General features: G+C 40.2%; 22 protein-coding genes. 14 read left to right on the forward strand and 8 right to left on the reverse strand.

Going from position 1 to position 24615, the window contains the following annotated elements; genetic code table 11:
• The first annotated feature begins 13 nt into the window (after nt 1-13).
• The 9 genes from F7734_RS28685 to F7734_RS28725 all read left to right on the forward strand — a co-directional run bounded on the left by F7734_RS28685 (nt 14) and on the right by F7734_RS28725 (nt 11228).
• Entirely contained in the window at nt 14-2062 is a 2049-nt protein-coding gene (locus tag F7734_RS28685; RefSeq protein ID WP_243147151.1) for a tyrosine-protein kinase domain-containing protein, read from the forward strand.
• A 195-nt stretch (nt 2063-2257) separates the two neighbouring features.
• The gene (locus F7734_RS28690; RefSeq protein WP_155747992.1) at nt 2258-2848 is read left to right on the forward strand and encodes an acyltransferase; all 591 of its coding nucleotides are present in this window, start codon (nt 2258-2260) and stop codon (nt 2846-2848) included.
• Nucleotides 2849-2933: 85 nt separating this feature from the next.
• Nucleotides 2934-3587 carry a hypothetical protein gene (locus F7734_RS28695; protein ID WP_166482221.1) on the forward strand — a complete coding sequence of 218 codons (654 nt, stop codon included), beginning with the start codon at nt 2934-2936 and terminating at the stop codon, nt 3585-3587.
• Nucleotides 3588-4127: 540 nt separating this feature from the next.
• Complete coding sequence (locus F7734_RS28700; protein WP_155747993.1) at nt 4128-5063, forward strand: WecB/TagA/CpsF family glycosyltransferase; 936 nt, start codon at nt 4128-4130, stop codon at nt 5061-5063.
• Between the two features lie 343 nt (nt 5064-5406).
• Nucleotides 5407-6393: a glycosyltransferase gene (locus tag F7734_RS28705; RefSeq protein WP_155747994.1), complete on the forward strand. Its 987-nt coding sequence runs from the start codon at nt 5407-5409 to the stop codon at nt 6391-6393.
• A 7-nt stretch (nt 6394-6400) separates the two neighbouring features.
• On the forward strand, nt 6401-7366 hold the full coding sequence (locus F7734_RS28710) for a glycosyltransferase family A protein (RefSeq protein ID WP_155747995.1): 966 nt from the start codon (nt 6401-6403) through the stop codon (nt 7364-7366).
• On the forward strand, nt 7363-8787 hold the full coding sequence (locus tag F7734_RS28715) for an oligosaccharide flippase family protein (protein WP_155747996.1): 1425 nt from the start codon (nt 7363-7365) through the stop codon (nt 8785-8787). The genes F7734_RS28710 and F7734_RS28715 overlap by 4 nt, the downstream gene beginning before the upstream one ends.
• A gap of 137 nt (nt 8788-8924) precedes the next feature.
• Nucleotides 8925-9854: a glycosyltransferase family 2 protein gene (locus F7734_RS28720; RefSeq protein ID WP_155747997.1), complete on the forward strand. Its 930-nt coding sequence runs from the start codon at nt 8925-8927 to the stop codon at nt 9852-9854.
• Between the two features lie 24 nt (nt 9855-9878).
• A complete protein-coding gene (locus tag F7734_RS28725) occupies nt 9879-11228 on the forward strand; it encodes an O-antigen ligase family protein (protein WP_155747998.1) in 1350 nt (449 codons plus the stop codon).
• 66 nt (nt 11229-11294) lie between these two features.
• Here the strand turns inward: F7734_RS28725 and F7734_RS62275 are convergent, their stop codons facing one another.
• Nucleotides 11295-11585 carry a hypothetical protein gene (locus F7734_RS62275; RefSeq protein ID WP_243147152.1) on the reverse strand — a complete coding sequence of 97 codons (291 nt, stop codon included), beginning with the start codon at nt 11583-11585 and terminating at the stop codon, nt 11295-11297.
• A gap of 16 nt (nt 11586-11601) precedes the next feature.
• Complete coding sequence (locus tag F7734_RS62280; protein WP_207714237.1) at nt 11602-11796, reverse strand: hypothetical protein; 195 nt, start codon at nt 11794-11796, stop codon at nt 11602-11604.
• 734 nt (nt 11797-12530) lie between these two features.
• Between F7734_RS62280 and F7734_RS28735 the strand changes: the two genes are divergently transcribed.
• From F7734_RS28735 to F7734_RS28745, 3 genes are all read left to right on the forward strand, one after another.
• Nucleotides 12531-12701 (forward strand): hypothetical protein, encoded by a 171-nt coding sequence (locus F7734_RS28735; protein ID WP_243147153.1) that lies wholly within the window; start codon nt 12531-12533, stop codon nt 12699-12701.
• A gap of 125 nt (nt 12702-12826) precedes the next feature.
• A complete protein-coding gene (locus F7734_RS28740; RefSeq protein WP_155747999.1) occupies nt 12827-14065 on the forward strand; it encodes a hypothetical protein in 1239 nt (412 codons plus the stop codon).
• 157 nt (nt 14066-14222) lie between these two features.
• Nucleotides 14223-15698, forward strand: a complete 1476-nt coding sequence (locus F7734_RS28745; protein WP_155748000.1) for a WD40 repeat domain-containing protein — start codon at nt 14223-14225, stop codon at nt 15696-15698.
• 148 nt (nt 15699-15846) lie between these two features.
• Here F7734_RS28745 and F7734_RS28750 read toward each other — a convergent pair whose 3' ends face one another.
• From F7734_RS28750 to F7734_RS28760, 3 genes are all read right to left on the reverse strand, one after another.
• The gene (locus tag F7734_RS28750) at nt 15847-16101 is read right to left on the reverse strand and encodes a hypothetical protein (protein ID WP_155748001.1); all 255 of its coding nucleotides are present in this window, start codon (nt 16099-16101) and stop codon (nt 15847-15849) included.
• A gap of 204 nt (nt 16102-16305) precedes the next feature.
• Nucleotides 16306-16491, reverse strand: coding sequence for an HNH endonuclease signature motif containing protein (locus tag F7734_RS28755; protein WP_155748002.1), 186 nt, complete (start codon nt 16489-16491; stop codon nt 16306-16308).
• Nucleotides 16492-17371: 880 nt separating this feature from the next.
• Nucleotides 17372-17794: a hypothetical protein gene (locus tag F7734_RS28760; protein WP_347566303.1), complete on the reverse strand. Its 423-nt coding sequence runs from the start codon at nt 17792-17794 to the stop codon at nt 17372-17374.
• Between the two features lie 552 nt (nt 17795-18346).
• Here F7734_RS28760 and F7734_RS28765 point away from each other — a divergent pair.
• Entirely contained in the window at nt 18347-20377 is a 2031-nt protein-coding gene (locus F7734_RS28765; protein ID WP_155748004.1) for a tyrosine-protein kinase domain-containing protein, read from the forward strand.
• A gap of 5 nt (nt 20378-20382) precedes the next feature.
• Nucleotides 20383-21732 (forward strand): alpha-L-arabinofuranosidase, encoded by a 1350-nt coding sequence (locus F7734_RS28770; RefSeq protein WP_155748005.1) that lies wholly within the window; start codon nt 20383-20385, stop codon nt 21730-21732.
• 322 nt (nt 21733-22054) lie between these two features.
• Here F7734_RS28770 and F7734_RS28775 read toward each other — a convergent pair whose 3' ends face one another.
• From F7734_RS28775 to F7734_RS28785, 3 genes are all read right to left on the reverse strand, one after another.
• Nucleotides 22055-22705 (reverse strand): response regulator transcription factor, encoded by a 651-nt coding sequence (locus F7734_RS28775; protein WP_155748006.1) that lies wholly within the window; start codon nt 22703-22705, stop codon nt 22055-22057.
• Nucleotides 22702-23262, reverse strand: a complete 561-nt coding sequence (locus F7734_RS28780) for a trypsin-like peptidase domain-containing protein (protein WP_155748007.1) — start codon at nt 23260-23262, stop codon at nt 22702-22704. Before F7734_RS28780 ends, F7734_RS28775 begins: the two co-directional genes overlap by 4 nt.
• Before the next feature lie 67 nt (nt 23263-23329).
• On the reverse strand, nt 23330-24259 hold the full coding sequence (locus F7734_RS28785; RefSeq protein WP_155748008.1) for a trypsin-like peptidase domain-containing protein: 930 nt from the start codon (nt 24257-24259) through the stop codon (nt 23330-23332).
• Nucleotides 24260-24615: the final 356 nt, after the last annotated feature.

A 24615-nucleotide genomic window follows, 5' to 3' on the forward strand; every position in this document is an offset into this window, starting at 1 on the left:
TGACCAATGACCAATGACCTATGACGCAGTTATGAACAAATTATTTACCATTTCAACTAAACACTGGAAGTCTTTAATAGCTTTTAATTTTCTTGTAGTATTGGGTACAGCAGCAGCCGTGTCTACTGCTAAACCAGTTTGGACATCTAGAACACAATTGATTCTGCCAAAAACAACAAGCAATCTTGATGCCAATTTGGGAACTCTTGGTTCTCTAAGAAATGGAGACCCTGGTTTTTCTTCTGAAGTGAATCCTCTTAACGTACAATCATCGATCTTAACAAGTGATACGTTGTTAGAGAAAGTTTTAGCTGCTGACCCTGAAAAGAGCAAATTTAATACTATTTCTCGATACAAGCAGTTATTTAAGGTGACACCTCAGGAGCAATCGACTATTATGTTGCTGACCGTCAGCGGTTCGAGTCCAAAATTAGCGAAAGAAAGAGCGATCGCTATAACCGAGGCATATCAAACCAGACTTAACGAACTACGACAAGCTAACAGTCGAACCAGACAAAAATTCAGTCAAGTAGAACTAGAACAGGCAAAATTAAGGTTAGCTCAAGCGCAAAGTAAACTAACAATTTTTAAGCAATCGACTGGTTTAATTAATAACGAAGACCAAGCTAAAAGTATTGTGAATACAATTAGTACTCTAACTACCGTTAGAGCGCAAGTTTTAGCTACGGCTGAGGCAAGTGAAAATCGAGCAAAAGCTCTATCAACCCGTTTGAGTCTAACACCAGATGAAGCGGTGCGCTCTTTAAGTTTAGGTGAAAATAAAGAATATCAATTTGTGCGGCAACAATTGTCTGAAGTAGAAGCTTCTTTACGTCAGAAACAAGCTATTTTTACTGACATACATCCAGAAGTAAAAACTTTGCTTGCACAACGGGAATCATTGCAGCGAAGACTTCAAGAACGTATAAGACAAACAGCCGCAAGTACAAAAGTAGATACTACAGTGGCGACTGATGCACAAGGCCGAGCCGCTTTAATCCAACAACAAATTCTTGCTGAAAGTGAAGCGACTGCCCAACGGCGACAGGCAGAAAAACTTAACAATCAAATTACCGAACTTCAAACAACCTTAAAATCTTTACCAGTAAATCAGGCTAAGCTAGTAGAACTACAACGGCAAGTCGATGTTGCAGAAGGTGTATATAAAGGTTTAATTGCTCAGATACAACAAAGTAACATTGACGCTTTTGATGCTTACCCAAATGTACAGGTTCTTGATGCACCACAGGTCGATCCCAAACCTGTCAGTCCAAAGTTTTTCTTAATGGCAGTCAATGCTTTGCTAGCATCCGTTATCGGTAGTATAGCCTTGGTGTTATTCCTGGAAAGCCGCAACCCTCTGTTAAGCCTCAAAGATTTACAAAATCAAAAATTCGCCATCGTGCAGAGTATTCCTCGGGTCAAGCATTCTACTCCAAAAATTGAAATTACTTACGAGACAGAAGTTGAATTTCAACGCCTTGCCTCTGCTATTAGCTTACAACCTCTCAATAATCGTAGATTATTAGTTACAAGTGCTACTCAGGGAGAAGGCAAAACAACAGTTGCCACAGGGTTGGCTTACGCTTTAGTAGATTTAGGCTTTCGAGTGCTGCTAGTGGATGGGGATTTTCGCAGAGCAACACTTAGCCGCAATCTGGGTTATACCGAAGATTCAACAACAGAGTCATTGCAAATATCAATACAACCAAACTTGGATTTACTGCCAACTTTACCCAAACAAGGTAAAGTTGTAGAAACCATCAAACGAGGGCGCTTTGAGCAAGCATTAGCAGCTTGTGAAGCTAAAGGAAATTACGATTACGTTATTGTTGATAGTGCGCCTGTTAGTTTGACGAGTGAAACAGCAGTGATGGCTACTATTATTTCCAACGTGCTGTTTGTAGTTCGCCCCGATAGTAGCTACAAAAACTCTGTGAATGAAAGCTTTGCACAACTCTCTCAGCATAATGTTGAAATTTTAGGTTTGGTTGTGAATGCAGTGGAAAGTAAAAAGAAACCTTACTCTTATCACTCTGATTCTTCCTTAGTGAACAATTAATGCCATTTTGGATTTTGGATTTTGGATTTTGGATTGTAACAGCCTTACCCAATTTTCCTCTAATATCATGTCCGGTTGAATAATTATCATATGAACTTCACGTAAAGACGCAGTTTTTTGATACCTCATTCAGCAGACTCGATATCACTTAACAATCTATCGTCTTCTTTACTTAATTAAACTCAAGGACAAATCATGAAAAATTTAAATCTTCCTTTTCTGAAAACACTTTCTCAAAACTACTTTGAACTCAAGCGATTGTTTTACCAATGGCGGTATCCAAATGTGAAAATTGCCAAAGGAGTTGCCATTAAAGGCTCTTTGCAGGTACTTGGTAACGTTAAAGTGACTATTGGTTCTGGCTGTCGTTTGGGTAAAAAAGTCTTAATTTACGGTTCAGGTAACGTTGTCATTGGTAAGCAAGTGCTGCTTAATGGTACATATATAGGTTGTGAAACCTCGATTAGCATTGGCGATGAATGTTTGATTTCTGATTGTTTCTTAGCAGATAGTGATTATCACAACTTAGAACCTGAAATGCGTCATTATCCCGCAGGTCCAAAAGCGTCGGCACCGATTACTATTGAACGCAATGTTTGGATAGGGGCTAGAGCTACAGTGATGAAAGGCGTACACATCGGTAAAGATAGTGTAGTAGGTTTAGGAAGCGTTGTTCGTAAATCTGTGCCTCCCAGTGTTGTGATTATCGGTAATCCCCAGCAAATCGTCAAGCATTTCCGTAAAGAAAGAGAACTTGTTGCTTCTGTGATGTCGGGAGTAAACTGAAAGATAACAAGATGTGTTCATCAAGTGACAAAATTAAAAGGTTAACAACCCTGTATATGTAGAAACATAAATCAGAGGTAGTCACGTGAGTACATTTTTATCTACTGTAGCGGTTTTACTTTCAACCTTGGCTTTGTTGTGTAGTGGATATGCAGCATACCAAGTTTTTACATGGCAACAAACAATAGATGTTGTCAATACCAGAAACAATAACGCTACAGCTACTAACCAAACAACTTCAACTCAGGCAACTGGTACAGTTGTTTCGAGTAATACTTCCGCGCCATCACCGGAAGCAACTCCATCGCCAACTCCCACTGCAAAAGCAGAATCAAAAACCACTGCATCTGCTATTATTCAACCAGGTCAATACGTACAGCCCAGTTTTGGGAAGAAAGGACAGGTAGAGTTACTGTCAGTCAAACGGATTAAAGATCCAGAAACTGGAAATCGGGATGTAGTCAACGTCCAAATGCGGATTCGTCGTCTTGCTACAGATAATGTAGACTCTGCCGAAGTGATTGGGGTTTCCAACACAACAGCTCGAAACCCCGATACAAGCGAAACATACAAGGGAGTTGATTTTAAGCGATCGACAGGGAGCGTTTCTCTGTTTTCGCTTCGTCCCAAAGCTTCTGCTGATGCTTACGTATGGTTACGGATTCCCGAAGGCGTTACCAGCCTAGATATTTTTGTACCGGACACTGGGGCATTTAGTAACGTGCCAATCGCCAGTTAGGCAACGAATTGGGAAACATTGTAGAGACGCGCCATGGCGCGTCTTTTCAAATTACTTTTACATTTTTTTAAAAAAACATAGAAAAAATACACAAAGATAGCACTTAGTTGAAACATCGAGCGGAAGCATCAAAAACTTTGAGTGCAAAATCAACAAACACAAATATCCGTATTTAACATATAAAAATTACGAAAAAACAAACGTTGCATACATTCCACAGTTAATTTCGTGATTTTTTTTAAAAAAACTTAAATAAGTACTTCCCGAAGTAAAACGTAGTATTTTATGCTGCTATTCAATAAGTTCCGGTATTCTAATGGCGTTTGCAAACGTTCATAATTATGGAAATACTTGCTTTTTAAAGTCTTCTTTCACGTAGATTTATAGTCAATTTCCGAGTAACTAATGATGCAATTTTAAGGACAGCTAAGCTAGTATGCATTTTAGAGCAAACTTCTTAGCCCTCAATACCCTGTCAGGTTACCGATCTCAACGACTTTAATCTCGCAACAACCTAATAAAACTTAAGGTATTACAAGAATGATAATTAAAAAGAAAGTTCAAGAATTGCCAAATCTCAATATTTATTTATTAGAGCGTCTCATTACTTGTATGACTATCCCCTCTCTCGTAGAAGCCATACATACGGCGTGTGTTTTTAACAAAAAAATAACTGTAGCAAATTACAATATACACAGTTTCAATCTTTCAATGCAACTTCCTTGGTATTACAACTTTCTCCAAAGTTCGGAAATAGTCAATTGTGACAGCGTTGGCATTTTAAAGGCAATTAGTTACATGGGATTAAACTTGCCTTTGGAGTATCGAGCTTCATATACACTGATGATGCCCAAATTATTGGAGAAATGTAACGAGAAAGGATTGAGCGTATTTCTCTTAGGGACTAAACCTCAGTATTTAGAAACTGCGCTGCAAAATCTGAGAAAGCAGTATCCCAATGCTAAGTTTGCTGGACATCACGGGTATTTTGACAAACAAGACTCAGAACAGAACCAAGTTGTTGTTCAGAAAATTAATCGAGAAAAGCCCAATATCCTAATTGTGGGTATGGGAATGCCAGTTCAAGAAAAATGGGTTTACGAGCATCGCCTCCGCTTAGATGTTAATGCCATTTTGCTTGGTGGAGCAGTGATTGACAGACTTGCAGGCGTTGTACCTGATTGCCCATCAACCCTTTCCGATTTAGGTTTAGAGTGGCTGTATCGTTTGTGTCGCGAACCAAAACGTTTGGCAGCACGTTACTTGCTTGGTAATCCAGCCTTTGCACTGCAAATCGCTTTGGGCAAGTTTTATGCTCCACTACGAGTAGAACTTTTATCATCAATCGACACTTTGAATCCAGAACTTGCTGTTCCTGTTAGTAACTCGTACTTAAATTTCAACAATCGCGATCGCGAGCAGGAAATCCCTGTATCAGTTGCGCCTGTGATGTATTCTGGTAGCCCATCAATTTAACATGGAGTTTTTAGCAGGCTTGAGCAATAGTTAAGCTATAACCGTAATTTTTCGGTTGACAAAGTTCTTAAGTTAGAGTAATTGTTGCTTTTCAAGCAAAATTGCAAAAACAATTCTAAATTTACGAAATATCAGGGATGCCACCAGAGAAAAAAAGTGCCATAACTGTTGTTAGCTTGTTCGCTAAAAAAATCAGGTTTTTAAACTCTTATAAAAGTATTTATCCGAGCTAATTACCATCCATTACAATTGTTAGCGTCTCAGAACAATGCTTCTTTTAAAAAGAAAACAGACGTTACGTTAGTACTGCTATGTTTAAGAGAAGAATCAGGAGGGATTTGACTTGGAACCTTTAGTCAGCGTAGTTATACCTACTTATTGCAGACCCCTGTTAGTAAAACGAGCGGTTATGAGTGCTTTAGCACAAACCCTCAAAGAAATCGAAGTCATCGTTGTGATTGACGGTCCGCAACTAGAAACTCGGACTGCGTTATCAGAAATTGATGATTTCAGACTGAGAGTTATAGAATTGCCGACAAATCAAGGTTGCCGTGTAGCGCGGAACACTGGAGTTGCGGCAGCTTCCGCTAAATGGGTTGCTTCTTTAGATGACGATGACGAATGGATGCCCCAAAAATTGGAAATGCAACTTGAAACGGCTAAACTTTCCCAGTATAAGTTTCCTATAGTCTCCTGTTATTTGATAGCTCAAACACCCCAAGGAGATTCTATTTGGCCTAGAAGATTTCCTCAACCATCAGAGGCATTGAGTGAATATTTGTTTGTTCGCAAGACCTTATTTCAAGGAGAAGGACTCATCCAATCTTCAACTATATTTACAGCAAAAGAATTATTACAAAAAGTTCCTTTTTCAACTACGATTCAAAGGCACGATGATTGGGACTGGATATTACGAGCCATGACTGTAGAGGGCGTAGGGGTCGAGTTTGCGCCAGAAGTTCTCTCTATCTGGCACATAGGAGATGGACGTCCTACTTTAAGTAGCAGCAACAATTGGCAATTTTCATTAGACTGGATTAGAGAAAAACGCCACTTAGTCACTCCTCGCGCTTATTCCTCTTTTCTTTTAGCAGAAGTGAGTGCGCGAGCAGCTCGGACTCGTGATTGGAAAGCGTTTTTCTTGCTTTTATGGGAAGCAATTCGTTTTGGCAGACCGAAGCCAATGGACATTTTTTTATGTTTGGGTATGTGGCTGATTCCTACAGAAAAACGGACTTGGTTGCGTCTTCTTTTCACAAAGAAACCCAAATCTGTGTTATGCGAGCAGACTCCTCCAAAGGAGTCAGGCTATGAGAGCGTAGGGGTGTAATGTAGTTATGGTTTTTATCCCTAAAGTTAGTGTTGTAGTTCCAGCCTATAACGTAAGTCATTATATTGAAGACGCATTGCGATCGCTACAACGCCAATCGTTTAAAGAATTTGAAGTTCTGATTGTTGATGATGGTTCTACTGATAACACGGCGGAAATTGTCAAGCCTTACGTGAAAAGTGATTCACGCTTTCAGTTATGGCAAAAACAAAATGGAGGTTTATCATCAGCACGCAATCACGGTATCCGTCATGCACGGGGAGAATATATCGCCTTACTTGATGGAGATGATATTTATCACTCAGATAAACTAGCCCGTCATGTAGCAACTCTAAATCATCATCCAGAGGTTGGGGTTGTTTATAGTGCATCTCGGGCAATTCGTGACGATGGAAAACCAACACCCATTTACCTAAGTGGTAAGCCCGTTCATTCCGATCCACTGCTTGCTTTACTCTGTAAAAATTTTGTTGGTCATGGTTCTAACGCTGTATTCCACCGTTCATTAATCGGTGAAGTGGGAGAATTTGATGAAAGCTTACGCAGTTCGGAAGACATTGATTTTTGGTTGAGAGTCGCAACAACCCGAAAATGGCAATTCTACCGAGACAAGAGTACTTTGTGTTACTATCGCGTTCGTCCATCGGGTCTTTCTTTCAACGTAGCACAAATGCAGCGATGCAACGAACAAGTTATTCAAAGCGCTTATCAGCGATCGCCACAGTTGGTCAAACCGATGTTACCAACTGCTTATGCTTATATGTATCGGTACTTAGCAAGATTATCTCTCCAAGGTGGCAATCTCGACCAAGCCAGTCATTTTATTGACCGGGCTCTAGCTTGTAATTGGTCAATTTTTTACCGCGATCCGCGATCGCTGGTGACTTTACTAGCAGTACGTTTGGCACCACTAGCCAAGCTAGGAATCCGACAAACGCTTGGTTCGGTGAGGTATACCCAAAAGCAGCCATGAAACTGTCCGCTATACTTAAAAATGGATTTTGGGCAACCTATGGAGCGATCGCAACACGCTTCTTATCCTTAGTGAGTAACTTGCTGCTAGCAAGACTACTGCTCCCATCTGAATTTGGTGTTATCAGCACTGCCTACATTTTTTGGGCTTTTGGAAATCTATTTAACCAAGGTACATCTGGATCTTTTATCGTTTATAAAGGCGTTGAAGATAAGCGTTATTTAGATACAACCTACACTATCAGTCTGACTATCGGGTGCTTTTTAGCCCTAGTGCTTGGATTAATATCACCCATAGCAGCACGCTACTACAGCATACCAGACCTAATATGGATACTACTGATATTTGGCTTTAACCTCATACTCTCCTCATTCCAGTCCGTACATGAAGGAGTTCTGAGGAGGCGGATGCAGTATCGAGAGCTAGCAAACTCTAACCTAATTGCCTCATTTATCAGAGTATTTTCCACAATTGGGAGTGCTTTACTGGGTTTAAGTTACTGGTCATTTGTTATAGGAGATACAGCAGGTTGGGTAACAGGGTGCATTCTCATGCATCGCTATGCCAAGCAAAAATTCAATTTGCGTATTTATTCAGAGGTCAGATGGGAAGTTTTGTCTTATTGTTTAGGCAATACTGGTTTCAGCTTGGGGTATTTCGTTATTTATAACTGTGACAACTTTGTGGTTAGTGTAGTTCTAGGAACAACTAGTCTTGCTTTTTACAATCTTGCCTACCAGTTAACAATGGCGATAACAACTATTCTTTCTCAGGCAATGAGCCAAGTTGGGATGTCGGTGTTTGCTCAATTAGAAGATGACCAACAGCGAGAAAACGCTTTAGTTAAAGTCATTGAACAAACCTCTTTCCTAGCTGCTCCCTTATACGCCTTATTCTTTTTAGTTGTTAATCAACAAACCATCTCTTTTCTCTTTGGAACCCACTGGATTCCTGTTTGTACAGTTATTCCAGGATTGCTGATTTTCGCTTACTCTCGCCTGATAAACAGCCAACTTTTTTCCATGCTGTCTGCAAAAGGGAAACCCGGAGTTAATGCTAAACTCAGCCTAAGCATTGCTCCTGTGGCTGTCTTAAGTTTTGCGATCGGTGCCAAGATAAAAGGAATTATTGGTGTCAGTATTGCGGTTGCTGTAGTTTTAGGAATTATTTGGACGATTTACTGTTGGTGGGAGGCTTGCCGTCAATTAGGCTGGTCTTCTAAAAAGTTCTTAAGTTTTGTGTTTAAAGCACCTTTAATAACGCTTTTACCAATTTTCGTTTCTCTAAAGTTTCCTATCATTATACAACCCTTATCATTTCTAGTAATATATTTATTCCTTGTTCGTTTATTAGCTGCTAAACAATTTCTCCAATATCAATATTTATTAGGAAATATTAGACAACGCCGTAGGTTGGGTTGAGGAACGAAACCCAACAATTTCATTAAATATTGGGTTTCGTTCCTCCATTTGACCATTTAAGATTTACTTGATAAATAACCTCTAAATGGAACAGAAGCATCCCAATCCAAAATCCAAAATCCAAAATCTAAAATAGTATGCGAGTAGCCATCTGCATAAATACTTGTCAGCGTCCCGGTGGATTGAAGCGGCTGTTAGATGGTCTTAATCAATTAACTTTCCATCACTGTGAAACCCCTGACATAGAAATTATTGTTGTTGATAATGACTCAAGCGGTCATGCTTGTGAATTTTGTGCAGAAATCAGTTCCGAATTTAAATGGGTTTTAAAGTGTTACACCGAACCACGCCGAGGTATTCCCTTTGCACGAAACAAAGCTATTACTTGTGCTATTGCAGAAAATGTAGACTTTGTGGCTTTTATTGATGATGACGAAGTTCCCGAACCCAATTGGCTTGATGAACTTTTGTATGTGCAAAGTTCATACAATGCGGATGTTGTTTGGGGACAAATTCTACCTTACTTTCCTCACTCTATTCCTGATTGGCTAGCTAAAGGACAATTTTTCCATCGCCCCCGCTATCCTACAGGTTATGAACTGAAAAGTGCGGCTAACAACAATACACTTATTCGTGCAGAAGTTTTTAAACAACAAGAGAAGTTGCTAGATGAGAGATTGGCATTATCTGGTGGTTCTGACTGGCACTTTTTTATGCGATTGCAACGTGTAGGCTATAAAATAGTGTGGGCAGATAATGCTCTGGTACATGAGTGGATACCTCAAAGTCGCACAAATTTAAAATGGTTGTTGCAAAGAAGTTACCGAATTGGTATTACAGAGAGTTTTTGTGAAATAGACTTAAAACCCTCAATCGCAGTGAAAAATCAGTGTATTTACAAGGGAATTAGGCGAGCGATCAAAGGTGTATTATTCATTCCTCTGTCCTTTATTATGGGACAACACCAAGGCATTAAAACTTTATTATACATTTATCACAGTTTAGGAATGTTAGCAGGTGTTGCGGGAAAACAATATGAGGAGTATAAAGAAATTCATACTCTTTAAAAGAGGAAAAATCCAAAAATTTAAATGTTTAATATATTCCCTAAGAAATTAATACTCTTAGAGGCAAAAAACAAATTAGAAAATCTCTCGCACGCAGAACGAGTGGTTTATTGGACGATTGTGCTAACGCCACTGTGGTGGGTGTTGGGGGTACAGACTCTGCTTTATCCCGGCGTTGCTCTCTATTTGCTAGCGTATGATTTTCATTTAGACAAACTCGTTAAGCGATCGCTACCACTTTGTAACTGGACGTGGTTATTACTGAGCTTAGCAGTACTGTGGACTAACATTCAGGGGCTATCGTCAATCAGCTTTAACGCCATGAAAAGTGCAGCCACAGTAGTCACACTCTTAAAAGGTTACTTTTTAGTTTTTTCTTGTCTCACAATACCCTTTTGGCATCGTGTCAGATTAACTGTAGTAACGCGAGCTGTTTCTTGGATGACAGGTGGTTACTTGGTGTCTCTTGGCATTCAACTGCTAATTCTGTTTGGCACCGGTCCGCAGAAAGCTATTATGCCACCTCTGGCTAAAGCGATACCAGGAGATAAACTCAGTTTAATGGTTAAGTTTGCAGTGTTCCAACCCTTTTTTGGACTTCCTCTAGCCCGGACAGAACTTTACACTGCAGATCCACCCATTCTGGGCGTTTGTGCGCTTTTGTGCTTTTTTATGTGCTTTGGTGAAACAGATAAATATTTACGTAAGTACGCTTTAGCAGGTTGCACCGCAACATTAATCATTGCTCAAAGTCGCCTAGCATGGATATGTTTCCCAATAGCACTTCTAGCAGTCATTTGCTTTCGCAAAGCCTCAGCGCGTCAAGGGTTCCTTTGGTTCTCAACACTTATTTGTTTTATTTGCGCCCTTATAGGAATGGAGGTAACCGAGTTACTAGACAAACCTATGGAAACTTTTAATGGAGCTCGAGCTGATTCATCAAAAGACCGTGCTTTGGTTGTTGCTGCAACTCTTAAGGCTTGGAAAGAATCCCCATGGATTGGGTGGGGAATTGTCGAACGAACAGTCACCTGGGGTAACGGAGCTTTTGAACTTCCTCTGGGGACTTTTTCAACTTACGCACAAATTCTGTATTTACACGGAATATTTGGTTTCACATTCTTTGCCATTGCTGTATCAACAACTTTATGGTTCTTTTGGCAACCGGCATTGAGAGGTAAAAGAACTGCTCAACGGGCATTTGCTAGCTTTATTGCTATGTTAATACTGTGTCAAGCCACTAACTTAAGCTGGATGATTGTTTATTTCTGGTTCTACTTTTTGTGGTTGGGCACAATTCTTGCAGAAGCTTACCCTCAATACGTCTCTTCATGGCAAGAATTATCAAGAAATCATGACATAAAAAGTCAATAGATAAACAAACAAACCATGAGCTTATCACTCCCGGTTCGCTCATTTTTTTGGGAGTTAGAAGAAAGCCTACTCGGGGGTAAAAGATTGACCATCAAGTTGAGTGTAAATACTGATAGGAAAGCCAAGTAAAGCAAGAATACGCTTCTGCAAGGGTGAAAGAGCCGTCAAGTGAGCGTAAACTTCGTTTTTCACTTCCATCAATAGTAGTGTAATTTCTTTAAATGCAGCCAGAAGTATTTCAGCAGTAGGTCGTGCAGTCTCTCGCTTTGGATTACCAACATAAAGACCAGCCAGTTTTTCTTTCTCTTTTTCTAAATTATGACGAACCTGAAATTCTAAAAGGTTTAAAACTCGCAAACCAATTGAAAGTAGCCTAATCAAACCAGTAATATGGTAGCAGGCTACCACCCAGTTCCGACTCAAATGAGAACCAGTTGGTATCAATAGAAAGGTAACACAATACTGCTTGCAGACGGTCAGGAGCCAAATCGAGTGCGCGTAAAGATTCGTCCGTAAAGCTTTTTAACGTTTCTAATCGCTTACTTACCCAAGCTTGAACGTGGTTCAAACGGTGGTCTGCTTGCGATCATATGTGTGTTAACCAAATTACCACCACACTACCTAGATTTAGTCCTTGCCAATTTCCATGACATGGAAAATGTTTATCGATTAGTTGCTCTATTCCCATATGCTCTAGTTGTGTTAGCAGTATGGGTATATCATCAACTCGTTTATTTGTAATTATGAGTTCTTTTGCCATAAACCCGAACCTATACCTACCCAGTTCCTTTGGCAATATGTCTAGCGATATACTTTTTTCCCTAACTTAGAAAAAAATGGGCGAACCGGGAGTTATTAGTCTACAGGAGACCATTGAGCAGTTTTACTATTGAGATGGTTAATGTTGGCATTGCTAGTTGTGCTTCATAATTTGTGATTTTGGGAAAATTCTTGCTAATTGTTCCTAACTAATTCAACTGGCAGAAAAATAATATTCAAATCCATTTGCCCCTCTCAATTTTTTATACACATTTGTCTTTTTTTGTCAACTCCTTCTACTGAACCGGCTCTCTAGCCCAAAACGTTTATACCACTTAGACTTGAGATAAAATACTCCGTTCACATACTATTGTGATTCGTGAGGTGTTTAAAACGCTCAAAATATAAGCTGGATAAAGGTTTGGCTAATAGCGAGCGCACCGCTTGTGAGAAATGCGGGATAAGTTGTTTTTGCTTGCACCTAAGAACGCAAATAAGTCTGACTCACACGATCAAGTTTTTGTCAATAGGAGTGTCCAAGCGATGACAGCAAATTCTATAGTAGTTGATAGCATCATGAAGAAAATCCTGATTGTATCAGCTAACCCACAGAATACCTCTCAGTTACGTCTCTCTGAAGAAGTCAGAGAAATTCAGGCGGGGTTAAAACGTGCAAAAAGGCGCTCGCAATTTGAAATCATAACTAGTGCATAAGTCAACTCTGGTTTCACCTATAAGAATATGTAGAAGAGTTTTTCGATCTCTAATAGTACACACTTTGGTCTTTTTGTCAAATTGTAAGTACTAACTAGTAAATTTTTCACGTATCAGTAAAAACCGTGAAAAATTCTAATTTTATTAAGGAGTCTACAGGTATGGCAAGTTATAAGATAATTATTTTAGGGCCAAGAAGATCTGGAAAGACTGTATTTTTAGCAAGTATGTATAGGAGGCTTTCAATTCCAGGACAATTTAAAATATTTTTGGAGTGTGATAGTAGTCCCATAGTCATTAATCCTACTGATGGGAGAGAAATGAGCCCTAGCCAGTTACTTGCTGAAAGATATGCTAATCTTGCAAATCCCAACAAGGATTGGGAGCCAGGAACCGTAGACGTTGAAAAATGGCACTTCACGTGTAAAGTTCAAAGACCAGATTTAGATTTTAAGGATTTTACAGCTTGTAACTTTACTTACTTAGATTATGCCGGTGGGGACTTAGTTCTACAGCAAAATCCAGAGCTTGATCGTGAGCTACAGGAAGCTGATAGTCTTTTAGGGCTTCTCGATGGCGAAAAAATTTTATCTCTTCTTCGCAACGAGGGAGATGGCTATACTCAGATCACTCAAGATTTGGGTAATATGCTCCCAATTTTGATGAGAAAGAAAAATCCAGTTCATTTTGTCATTAGCAAATGGGATCTTCTCCACAGGGATTTTTCATTGGAACAGGTTAGAGATCGTTTACTTGAAGAAGAATTTTTCCGAGATTTTGTTCAAAATCGGATTGATGGTAATTCGTCAGTTCGACTGATTCCTATGAGTGCAGTGGGGATGGAATTTGTCAAGCTAGAAGATGGAATCATGAAAAAGATTCCCGGTAAATCTCTCAAGCCCTTTCAGGTAGAAATGCCTCTAGCTTGTGTTTTACCTGATAAAGTAAAATTTGAGTTAGAGCAGGTAGCGAAGAAGAAGCAAGAGCTTCTCAACCAGCAAATTAATTATTCAAGTCAAGTGGGATTTTGGGATTCTTTATTAGAATTTGCTGGCACTGCAATAGACTGGTTCAGACAATCTATCGTTGCAGATTTACCATTAGAACTTCGATTCACTGATGAAATTTTAAAAAAGTTTAGCGCAGCAGCAAGAGCAGGAGCTCAGCAAACACGAGAACAACAAGAAAATAGAATCAGAGAGCTTGAATATCAAAGGAATAAATCTCTCAAATCGGTTACAGACGAAGAGAGTGCTCTAAAGTACACAATTGATGTCTTTTTAGAAATGCAAGCTAAACTTGATTACAGTTTTCCAGATTCTCTTATAAAATTACCCAAAAATAGTAGTCGATTATATAATTAGGTAGTTATGGAAATTCAATTACATTCCTGTAACGTTGGTATTACATTGTAAAATTTTCGTGTCTGTTCTGGAAGTCAATATCAATACCCGCCTTACTTGAGATAATTGTCTTAATTCAAGAAAGGGAGAGCGTAAAATTAATTTAGTCCAGATACTTATGAATGACAACATAGAAAAAATTCAAGCTGCACCGTTTCTAATAAGTAGTAGCCAACAACGGGATTTTACAACAATTGTAGCTCCTGGCTATATTTGTGACGCTAACATTTCTGACTTGCTCAGAAAAGTTGTGTCACGGTACAATCAACCGACACAGCTAGGAAAAGCAATATATGTAGAAATTTCTGGTTCTGAAGTTGGCGACATTTTTGTGATATTCCGTACTACCTGGGCATTGGAAAAGTATATTGGTGGTCAAGGGGATGAAATTCTCAGAGATCCGGCGAGACCAATTCCTTTTATAGAAGGTCTTGTTTTACAAGAACCAATAACCGATGATGTGATAGCATCTACAAATTTTGAGATAGCTCATCAACAAGTTGTCAAGCATTACCAAGCTTTTTGGCAATCGCCTCAGCCTGTACAGAAGTCAGAGTCTTTTAATTTACAAACAGAAAGCGATTCAAGTAAAAATCTTATACTTATCAAAACGCAACTCTCGCCTTCACGTGGAATTTCCCTAGGTAAATTGTGGCGCTGTATTGGTACGCTCAGTTCTGATTCTTCGTCCTACTCAGAGGTATGCTCAGTAGCTTTCAGTCCTGATGGAAAACTAATTGCAGTTCGGTACAATGACCAAACAGTTAAGCTCTGGGATTGGAGTAAACAAAAAACTGAATTTGTCTGGGATTTCTGGAAACGCAATAGTGTGAGTTTAATCGCTTTTAGTCCCAATGGCGAGACTATTGCTACTGCGGTATTTGATAATTCAGGACAAAGTGTGATCAAGCTATGGAATTGGCGAACAGGTGAACAAAATGATCTTCCTCAAAGAAGTAGAGAAGCTATTTACTCCATCGCCACCAGCTACGATCTTAATCAAGAATGGCTTGTTAGTGGTAGCGAAGACAGACATATTGAGCTTTGGAATCTATCTGAAAAAAGAAGTATATGGAGCTTTAAAGAAACTGAAGGTTGGTTGGGGGGAGAATATTCTCCACACTTGCATCCTATAAAATCAGTTGCCATTAGTCCAAATGGTAAGATTCTAGCTAGTGGAGATAAGGAAGGAGTTGTAAAAATTTGGGGAATGGAACGGGGCGAAAGGAGAGGTAAAATTAGAGTTTCATTGGAGTCTGTAAATTCTCTTGCCTTCAGTACTGATGGTCAAACAATAGCTAGTGGTAGTAATGATGGGAAAATAAAATTTTTTCGACTAAACAATCTTGAAGTAATTTTGAACATAGTAGTAAATCATCCTGTAAACTCAGTAGCTTTTAGCCCTTCTGGTCAAATCCTTGCTAGTGGTAGTGATGACAATCAGATCAGAATTTGGGACTTTAACAAAGGTGAACTCATTACCACTTTAAGTGAACATACAGGAGGAATAACATCAGTTACTTTTAGTTCAGATGGCTTACTCGCAAGTGGAAGTAAAGATGGTAGAATTAAAGTCTGGCGTAAAGGGCAATAGCAGCTTAGAAACAAATTAAACTTAGAGGCTCACATATTGCACAAGAGAAATTGATGTAATTAGATAACTCAGTATTCAAGAGAATGGATGATTTTCTGTATCTCATCCCAAATAGAACGTTGGCCAGAGTTAGCAAAGCTACTAACCCTCACCTTCCTAACCCAAAAGCATAGCTTTTTTGAATTCGCACGCGACCGAGACCTGCGATCATGGGGTCACCGTGCCAATCCGGGTTTTTGTACGCTAAGAAGTTTTTCAGCGTCTGGAACGACGATTTTTCGTTCAAACTAAATAAAACTAGCACCATAACCATAGTTCTCTCATCAATTTTTCTAAAAAAAGCACTTGCTGAAAAACTTACCTCATCTAGGCATTGAGCCGAGATATGTGTTTTTTCCTGCAAGATGACTCCAAAAGGCTTGATTTCTCGTTACCGAATACGGCTTTTTTAAACCTACTGTATTAAATTATCAAAACCATACAGGATAAGGGTTTTCAGATCCGGAATGCAGGTTTGGTAGGGTCGATGAGGAGCATTACTGCACCTCACCTCCCATTCGGAACCGTGCTTGCCAGTTTTCCAGCACACGGCTACTCAATGTGTTTCCTATTTGTCACTACAGGACTTCTGACTACCATCGCTGGCAGTTTTTTCATCGTGGCAATGGCGGTGTAGTAATTGGAGATTTTCCCATTCGTTTTTGCCTCCGCATGAAATGGGGGTGGTGTGGTCAATTTCCAATACATCACTTTCTCTGAAATGCAAGCCACACCAAGTACACTTTCCATGCATGTTGCTTCAATAACGCTGATTTGCAATACCTAATGGACGACGCTTACCGTTGGCTTTCGGAATATAAACGCGGCGTACTGGTTTTGGTCGAAATTGTTTAGATTTCAATTCAAAGTGCAACTTGCTGACAAATTCGGATTTTGCCGTTTCTGACGCGAGTTCCTTCTTGTCCTTGAGATTAAGTTTCTTTTGTTTGGTTTCTTTCGTATAAGACCCAAGAGAAGTCTGCTGTTCCTTTCGGTTAGGGGCAAATTTTGAACCCCTATCTTACCGATTACAGGTAAGCGTTCGCTTTTTCTCTCATCCTCTACCCTCCAGAGATTTCGGTCTTCGTTACCTCAGACTTACTAGGAATTTTCGACCGTTCCTAGACTCTGTAGGGCTTACCCTGTTGTGTCATTTAGTTATCTGTTCTCTTTTAGGTGTTATCTATTCTGCGATGGGGTTAGTGTTCATACGGTTGATAGATGGAAAAACTATCAACCCACCCATTTACCTTTTGGTTAGTGCCTATCAGCCTAATTTGGCACTTCTTCGTATAACGCAGTTTAAGCGATAATTTACTTACGTTCACCGTTAGAGAGTTCCCCTTTGCTCCTCTAACCAACCTGGGCTGTCAGTTTCGGCTACAATCGTTGTCTGCACTCCATCCCTTTCATTACTTACAACGGATGTGACCGGACTATTACTAGTCTTTTACGTAGGGGTAGAGGGTATGAATCCTCTAGGGAAGTAGGCTTCCCGCACTAAACGACCATTTCAGGTCGCGCTCTCCAGAACGAATCGCACTTACAAACATCTCGGCTCAATGCCCTCTCGACGGCCACCCCATCCGGGAACTTATAAGCAAACTTGCAAATATTTCCATTCTCAACTATTGTTATGGCAAACTGACCTTCATCTCGATACGCGCCTGGTCGGGAAAGCGTGTTTGTGTGATAGTCTCAGTGCCTTTTGCACCTGTGTAGATGCCGTTACCGTCAGTAATTTTAAGCTTCTCAAACTTGGGTCGTTCAAACCTACCTTGGTCAATTTTGCCCTCAGTGAAGATTGTTCCGCTGCCGAATATATTGATGGTTTCCTGGCACGAGAGTACAAATTTACCGTCTGGTCGTTGATCGATGGTCTCGCATTCAGCGTTCTTAATACCTTTCTGGTTACTGGTTCCTGGTTCGAACAGAATGGCATCGAAAAACACTAAATCCCCGACGCTTTCTCCAGGCATACCTCTGTCTTCGATTCTAAATGAAATTGTCTGCTCATCAAATATCAGTTCTAATTGCTCTGCTGCATAAATTACTATTGGGGGACGAGACGACTCCCCACTGAACTCCTATCCATTAGTCACATCTTTCTTTACAATCTTAAAACTCTTGCATAGCTTGCATTGTAAACAATGAGAATGTCAGCAGACTTGACAAAATTACGCTTATTTTTCTGGCAAATTCTCCGTTGTTATTGAGAATTAACGACGAACGTAGCAGAGTTAGAAAAAACGAGAGCGATCGCTCTCGTAAATGTTGAGAAAGATCCGGGTAATGGATAGGCTGCAACTTCAGAGGCTTAATTGTTCATGGGATGGGCGATAGGTATTGAGTTAACCAATTTCCAATCCTAATTTTTCAGTATATTCACCAATGTCAACTTTATCTTTAATAGACGAACATTTTATTTATTTTATTTTCATTGACCAGTCAGGTGTACGGTACATCTCCTAAATTTATTTATGGAAATAAAATTAATTCATTATTCAAATCCTCTACTTTTCAGTATGAGGATTAACTGGTCACTGATTATCGGTCACTGGTCACTGATTATCGGTCACTGGTCACTGGTCACTATTAAAGAATAATTTATGAACAAAATAACAACTATTGTAACGAGACAGTGGAAATTTTTACTCGCTTTTAATCTGTTTGTCATTTTGGCTACAGGATGGGCGCTAGCTACTGCTAAACCAGTTTGGATGGCAAGCGCACAATTAATTTTGCCAAAAACCAACAGTAAGCTGGATGCCAATTTAGGAACTCTTGGTTCTCTAAAAAATGGTGAAGTGGGTTTTTCCACAGAAGTCAATCCTCTCAACGTGCAGGCATCTATTATTACAAGTGATGCTTTGTTAGAGAGAGTCTTAGCTCTCGATCCAGAAAAAAATAAGTTTAAAAGTGTGTCTGGGTACAAAAAAATATTTACGGTAAAACCAGCCGAACAATCTACAATTATGTCGCTAACTGTGACTGGTTCTAGCCCAGAATTAGCACTACAGCGAGCAATAGTTTTAACAGAAACTTATCAAAAACGTTTAAATGAACTGCGACAAGCCAACAGTCGAGCACGACAACAATACAACAAGCAAGAGCTAGAACAGGCTAGATTAAAATTAACTTTTGCACAAAATAATTTAACAAATTTTAAAAAAGATAATGGTATCGTTAATGACGAAGAGCAAACGAAAGGTATTGTTAGCACAATCAATAGTTTGATAAGTTTAAAAGCCCAAACTTTAGCGTCAGCCAAGGCAAATGAAAATCGTGTTAAAGTTCTCTCAAAACGCTTAAGTATGGCACCAAGCTCAGCAGTGCAGTCTTTAAGTTTGGGCGAAAACCTCAACTATCAAGTTGTGCGCCAGCGTTTACTGGATGTAGAAACTTCTTTGCGCCAAAAACAATCCCTTTTTACAAACGAGCATCCAGAGATCAAAACCCTTCTTCTACAACGCGCCCAACTACAGCGTACACTTCAGCAATACGTTACACAAGTCGCATCTGGTACAAAAGTTGATACAACAGTAGCTCCTAATGTTCAAGGTCGCACTCCTTTAATCCAACAACTGATTTTGGCAGAAAGCGAAGCCAATGCTTTACGGGAACAAGCACAACAACTTGACTACCAAATAAGTCAACTGAAAACCACATTACAATCTGTTCCTGAAAATCAGGCAAAATTGTCAGAATTCAAACGACAAGTCGATGTTGCAGCTGGGGTCTATAATGGTTTACTCGCTCAGATACAGCAAAATAATATAGATGCTTTTGATGCATATCCAAATGTACAAGTTTTAGATCCGCCTCAGGTTGAACCAAAACCAATAAGCCCCAAGCGGATGTTAATGATGATTAATGCTGTTCTGGCGTCTGTTGTAGGTAGCATTGCCTTAGTGTTGTTTTTAGAAAGCCGCAATCCTCTGTTAAGCCCCAAAGATTTACAAGCTCGAAAATTTGCTCTTGTACAAACCATTCCTCGAATCAAACATTCTGCTACAAAATTTGAACTTGTTGATGAAACAGAAGTTGAGTTTCAACGCCTTGCTTCTGCAATTAGCTTACAGCCTTTGCACAATCACCGATTGTTGATAACAAGTGCCATTGTAGGAGAAGGTAAAACGACTGTGAGCATAGGGCTAGCTTATGCATTAGTAGATTTGGGTTTTCGAGTTCTACTAGTGGATGGAGATTTCAGGAAAGCAGAACTCAGTCAGAGATTGGGTTACATTCAAGGAGCGACAACGGGGCAATTACAAATCTCAATACAATCAAATTTAGATTTGTTACCAGGTTTACCCAAAAAAGGCAAAATTATGGAAATGCTGAAACGGGGGGCTTTTGAACAAGCATTAGCAACGTGTGAGCATACTGGGAATTATGATTATGTTATTGTTGACAGTGCTCCTGTCAGTTTAACCAGTGAAACCGCCCTCATGGCTACCATAATTTCCAATGTGCTGTTTGTCATCCGCCCAAATAATAGCTATAGAAACTCTGTCAGTGACAGCTTTGCACAACTGAATCAACACAACGTGCAAATTTTTGGTCTAGTTCTTAACGGTGTGGAAAGTAAAACTAAACCCTACCCCAAATCTTCGCACGCTTCTGTGACTAACTCATAAACTTTATGCAACGTAGGAAGATCGTTAAGATAACAGCAGCTAGCGCAGTCACTTTTGGAGTGTTAAATACTGTCTGGGAATCTTACTCTGCTGCTTCTAAAAACAAGGCTCAAATCAGCATTGATTGGACGAATCAAATAGCCAAGTCTACTCCTTTTACCTTTGGTTCTAATGACTATGAGATTTTGTCTCCCGAACGTGCTGCCGATCGCACCTTCCAAAACCACATTCAGCAACTGGGTATTCAGTTAATTCGCATTCACCATGCCGAATTGTGCGATCGCTGGACAAATGCTGCAACCAAAACTTGGAATATTCCCAAAATCAAAGCGGGGTACGATTCTTCCTATCCTCACAAACCCACGATTATCCAAAATCTTCCTGGATGGCCGAAATGGATGGCGCAGAGCAAAGACGGTTTCTTGGATACGTCCGAGTACGATCGCTATGCTACCTTATGTGCTCAACTCGTAGACATTCTCAACCGTCGCCTCCAAAAAAAAGTGATTTACTGGGAACCGTTAAACGAAAAAGAAGTTCTTTACGATAAGGCTTGGAAGTTAGATGAACTGTGGATAATTTACAATAAAGTAGCAAAAGCAATGAAAGCTGTTGACCCTCAAATCAAAATAGGGGGACCAGCGCTGACGTGGGACAATTCAAAAAGATTGGAAGCTTTTCTAACTGCCTGCAAGCCGAATGTAGATTTTATCTCCTGGCATCGTTATGGTAGCAAAGATGCAAAACAACCCACCGATGGCATTATGTCTTACACGCCCAATTATGCACGTCAAGTTAAAGACTTTCGAGCGATCGCAAAGAAATACATACCAGAACGATCGGTACCTCTACTGCTAGGGGAATACAACATCAACTATTTGTGGACATCCGGTGAAACAAGACAGCACAACCATATTGGCGCGGTGTGGTTTGCTTCAGTCATGAAACATCTTGCTGATACAGGCGTTGATATGGCAACTTCCTGGCATCTCAAAGATGGAATTTACGGTATGATTGACCCAAAAAATCAACTTCGACCTCCCGCAACTATATTTGCTTGGGCAAATAAATACTTAATAGGTATGGTGATGAAAACAACCAGCGACCATCCTTTTGTAGAAGCATTGGCAGTACAAAAACAAGATGGCAAACGCAGTTTATTACTAATTAACAAATCTTCTCAATCTATTAAATTGAGTTTGCAATCCAAGCAATGGGCAACTCCGTCTAAAAATTTACAAATCTTATCCTTAAATGCTAATGGAGTCACAACAAAATCTATGAAATTATCAGTTTTACAAAAACCACTGATGTTGGATTCGCACTCAGTTACATTGCTTCTAAGTAATACTTAATAAAAAAAATAAAGGTAGATGCTGCCCAGATAAGACCACTTCAGACTAACTTTGAGGTAGCGTGGTTTTATGTGCTTGACCCATTAGACCACATTCCAATTTATAACTGAGGTTTGAGAAAAAATCCTCTAACTCAAGAGTGATAAATTAGGGCAGAGAGGTCATTTATAAAGTAAATCTTAAATCGCCACATATATTGTGTAGGTTGGGTTTCGTTCCTTAACCCAAAATTCGATTCCATGTTGGGTTTCGTTCCTCAACCCAACCTACTTTATAAATCATCTCTTCGGGATTGGACAAAAGAGAAAAAATATTACAAACCCTACAGCATAATCAATCCCAGACGCACGCCAACAGCCACCGCTTCTGTACGGCTAGAGACACCTAACTTTTGGAAAATAGAAGAGACGTGAAATTTCACTGTATGTTCGGAGATTTGCAATCCTTTGGCGATCGCTTTATTACCCACCCCTGCAGCCAACATTTCTAAAACCTCAATTTCTCTTGGCGTTAATGTTTGTACGGGAGTGGCAACGACTTTTTCTCGCCCACTCGCATTCTTAAGAGCAAGTACAGACTCCATAGCATCCAAGTGCAGCACCACAAGCCCAAAAGCAACTGCCTCAACAGCAGCAATAATTTCTGATTCCGTGCTGGTTTGAGGTAATATCCCCCTCACACCCCTACGTAGCCCAGCCTCAAGCTCGATACTATCAAGTTCGTCGGCAAGAACGAGAAATGCAAATGGCTCTTGCTGTTGTTGTAAAGAAAGCAATTTTTCCCAACTCGATAGTTGAAAATTGCTGCTCAAATCCATCAATACAACATCGGGTTGTAGTTGCTCGATTTCTCCCCTTAAATTATCCAAGTCTGATGCAGTACCCACAACTATCAGTTTGGAATTAGTTGTGAGCACGGCTGATAATCCCGCTCGTACTACCGGGGAAGCAGCAACTACCAGTACCCGAATCATATTGCCCCCACAACGGGATGGAGATCGCGCAAAAAATTCTCTACTGTAAGGCTGGGAATTGCGATCGCCAAACCATAAGCAATCATGGTGTTAATTCCAATCACTCGTCCGCGACAATCAGCAAGCGGTCCCCCAGAGTTACCAGGAAAGAGCTGGATATCAGCTATAACTGCATGCTGTTTGCTGGCGTGGATAATACCACTCGTGACAGCACCACGATCGCCAAAAGGATTACCGACAGCCAACACCACCTCCCCAACTCGTAAAGCATTGGAGTTGCCAATAGTTGCCACAGGTAAATCGGTTCTGGCAATTTTTAGAGCAGCTAAATCCTTCGTGGGATCGATACTGATGCGTACAGCTTCATACACCCGCCCATCCCACAGTTCGACTCTTGCTCTATTATGAGTCGCAACATGAGCGTTAGTTATAATTACACCATCAGATCGCCAAATCACACCGGAACCACTTCCAAAAGAACTACTCCAAACTTTTACAGTACTTTGGCGCAGTCGTTGTGCGATCGTTGCAAACTCTGCTGTTATATCTTGAAACATTTTTTTGGTCAAGTGTCAAGTGTCAAGTGTCATTAGCCATTAGCAATTAGCCATTAGCAATTAGCCATTAGTCATTGGTTACTGATTTTTCCCCAACGACTATTTCTAACTCAACTAATGCCCCACCCCTGATAATTTGTAGCTTGATAGTTTTCCCAATGCGATCGCCACTATTCAAAAGCGCTAGTACATCACCCGTGTCGTTGACAACAGAATTATCGAAAGTAATTATGACATCACCAATCAGTACACCTGCATTGTCAGCAGGGCCATTTGGCTCCACGTTAACAACAATCGCGCCACTTGCTGAAGTTAAATTCAGTGATGCTTTCAAATTATTTGGCAATCGCACAGCTTGCATACCCAAACCAAGATAGCCGCGTGTCATTCGTCCCTTCGCCAACAGTTGGTTGACGACTCGATTAATTGTAGAAGCAGGAATAGTCAAAGCTGTACCCCGTCTTCCTGAGGTATTCATTCCGACTACATAACCAGCAGCATCTACGAGGGGTCCACCAGCAAAACCACGATATAGAGTAATATCTGGACGGATAAATTGGTCAATATTTCCACCGCTCATACTCCGCCAAGCACCACTGACAACGCTCACAGCACCCAATGCTGCACGGATATCACCTTCGTAACTTCTTGCTAATCCCAGTACGAGATGACCAACTTTGAGAGTTGTAGCGTCATCAATTTTTGCTACGGGAATTTCTGTTTGTTGAAGCTTAAAAACAGCTACATCGGTGCTGGGATCGTGTCCTACGAGATTGACTGGTACGGTTTGTCCGTTTGATAAAGTTGCTGTAATTTCTTCATAGCGCTGAAGTGCTTCATCTGAGGTAATAATAATACCGTTATGCCAGTGAATTCCGCTTGAGGAAATACGGGAACCAGAATTAATGGCAACAACGGCTCCTCCAACTTGCTCGACTGTTTCTGCTATGTTGTTGGAAAGGGCTAGTAGGGTATTGGATGTATCTGGTGAAGGCATTTTGTTTCTCCAGGCGAAGTATTAATTGGGAATGCGTGAACCGCAGATGCACGCGGACGATCTTTTCTTTTATCTGCGTGTATCCGGTACAGGCTGCGGTTGCAATAAATTGATAATGCCGTTTTGTTGCTACAGTTGACATCAGAAAAATGAGGAGATGAGTACCTAGAAAAATGGCTAGCCAAATGTATTGTGTAGGTTGGGTTGAGGAACGAAACCCAACATTGAACCCTTATTGTTGGGTTTCGTTCCTCAACCCAACCTACTTTATAAATCATCTCTCAGGCAATGATCCAAGCTAAACAAAAACATTTCAATTACAATTCGATGTCGTTGCGTTGTTCAACTTGGGATTG

Source organism: Scytonema sp. UIC 10036 (genome assembly GCF_009725235.1).

What these genes read in the sequence shown, in the direction of transcription:
- F7734_RS28715 (WP_155747996.1), top strand. Translation starts at nt 7,363, where the DNA reads ATGAAACTGTCCGCTATACTTAAAAATGGATTTTGGGCAACCTATGGA.
- F7734_RS28725 (WP_155747998.1), top strand. Translation starts at nt 9,879, where the DNA reads ATGTTTAATATATTCCCTAAGAAATTAATACTCTTAGAGGCAAAAAAC.
- F7734_RS28785 (WP_155748008.1), bottom strand. Translation starts at nt 24,259, where the DNA reads ATGCCTTCACCAGATACATCCAATACCCTACTAGCCCTTTCCAACAAC.
- F7734_RS28710 (WP_155747995.1), top strand. Translation starts at nt 6,401, where the DNA reads ATGGTTTTTATCCCTAAAGTTAGTGTTGTAGTTCCAGCCTATAACGTA.
- F7734_RS28780 (WP_155748007.1), bottom strand. Translation starts at nt 23,262, where the DNA reads ATGTTTCAAGATATAACAGCAGAGTTTGCAACGATCGCACAACGACTG.
- F7734_RS28765 (WP_155748004.1), top strand. Translation starts at nt 18,347, where the DNA reads ATGAACAAAATAACAACTATTGTAACGAGACAGTGGAAATTTTTACTC.
- F7734_RS28720 (WP_155747997.1), top strand. Translation starts at nt 8,925, where the DNA reads ATGCGAGTAGCCATCTGCATAAATACTTGTCAGCGTCCCGGTGGATTG.
- F7734_RS28775 (WP_155748006.1), bottom strand. Translation starts at nt 22,705, where the DNA reads ATGATTCGGGTACTGGTAGTTGCTGCTTCCCCGGTAGTACGAGCGGGA.
- F7734_RS28735 (WP_243147153.1), top strand. Translation starts at nt 12,531, where the DNA reads ATGACAGCAAATTCTATAGTAGTTGATAGCATCATGAAGAAAATCCTG.
- F7734_RS28700 (WP_155747993.1), top strand. Translation starts at nt 4,128, where the DNA reads ATGATAATTAAAAAGAAAGTTCAAGAATTGCCAAATCTCAATATTTAT.
- F7734_RS28690 (WP_155747992.1), top strand. Translation starts at nt 2,258, where the DNA reads ATGAAAAATTTAAATCTTCCTTTTCTGAAAACACTTTCTCAAAACTAC.
- F7734_RS28755 (WP_155748002.1), bottom strand. Translation starts at nt 16,491, where the DNA reads ATGCATGGAAAGTGTACTTGGTGTGGCTTGCATTTCAGAGAAAGTGAT.
- F7734_RS28685 (WP_243147151.1), top strand. Translation starts at nt 14, where the DNA reads ATGACCTATGACGCAGTTATGAACAAATTATTTACCATTTCAACTAAA.
- F7734_RS28770 (WP_155748005.1), top strand. Translation starts at nt 20,383, where the DNA reads ATGCAACGTAGGAAGATCGTTAAGATAACAGCAGCTAGCGCAGTCACT.
- F7734_RS28745 (WP_155748000.1), top strand. Translation starts at nt 14,223, where the DNA reads ATGAATGACAACATAGAAAAAATTCAAGCTGCACCGTTTCTAATAAGT.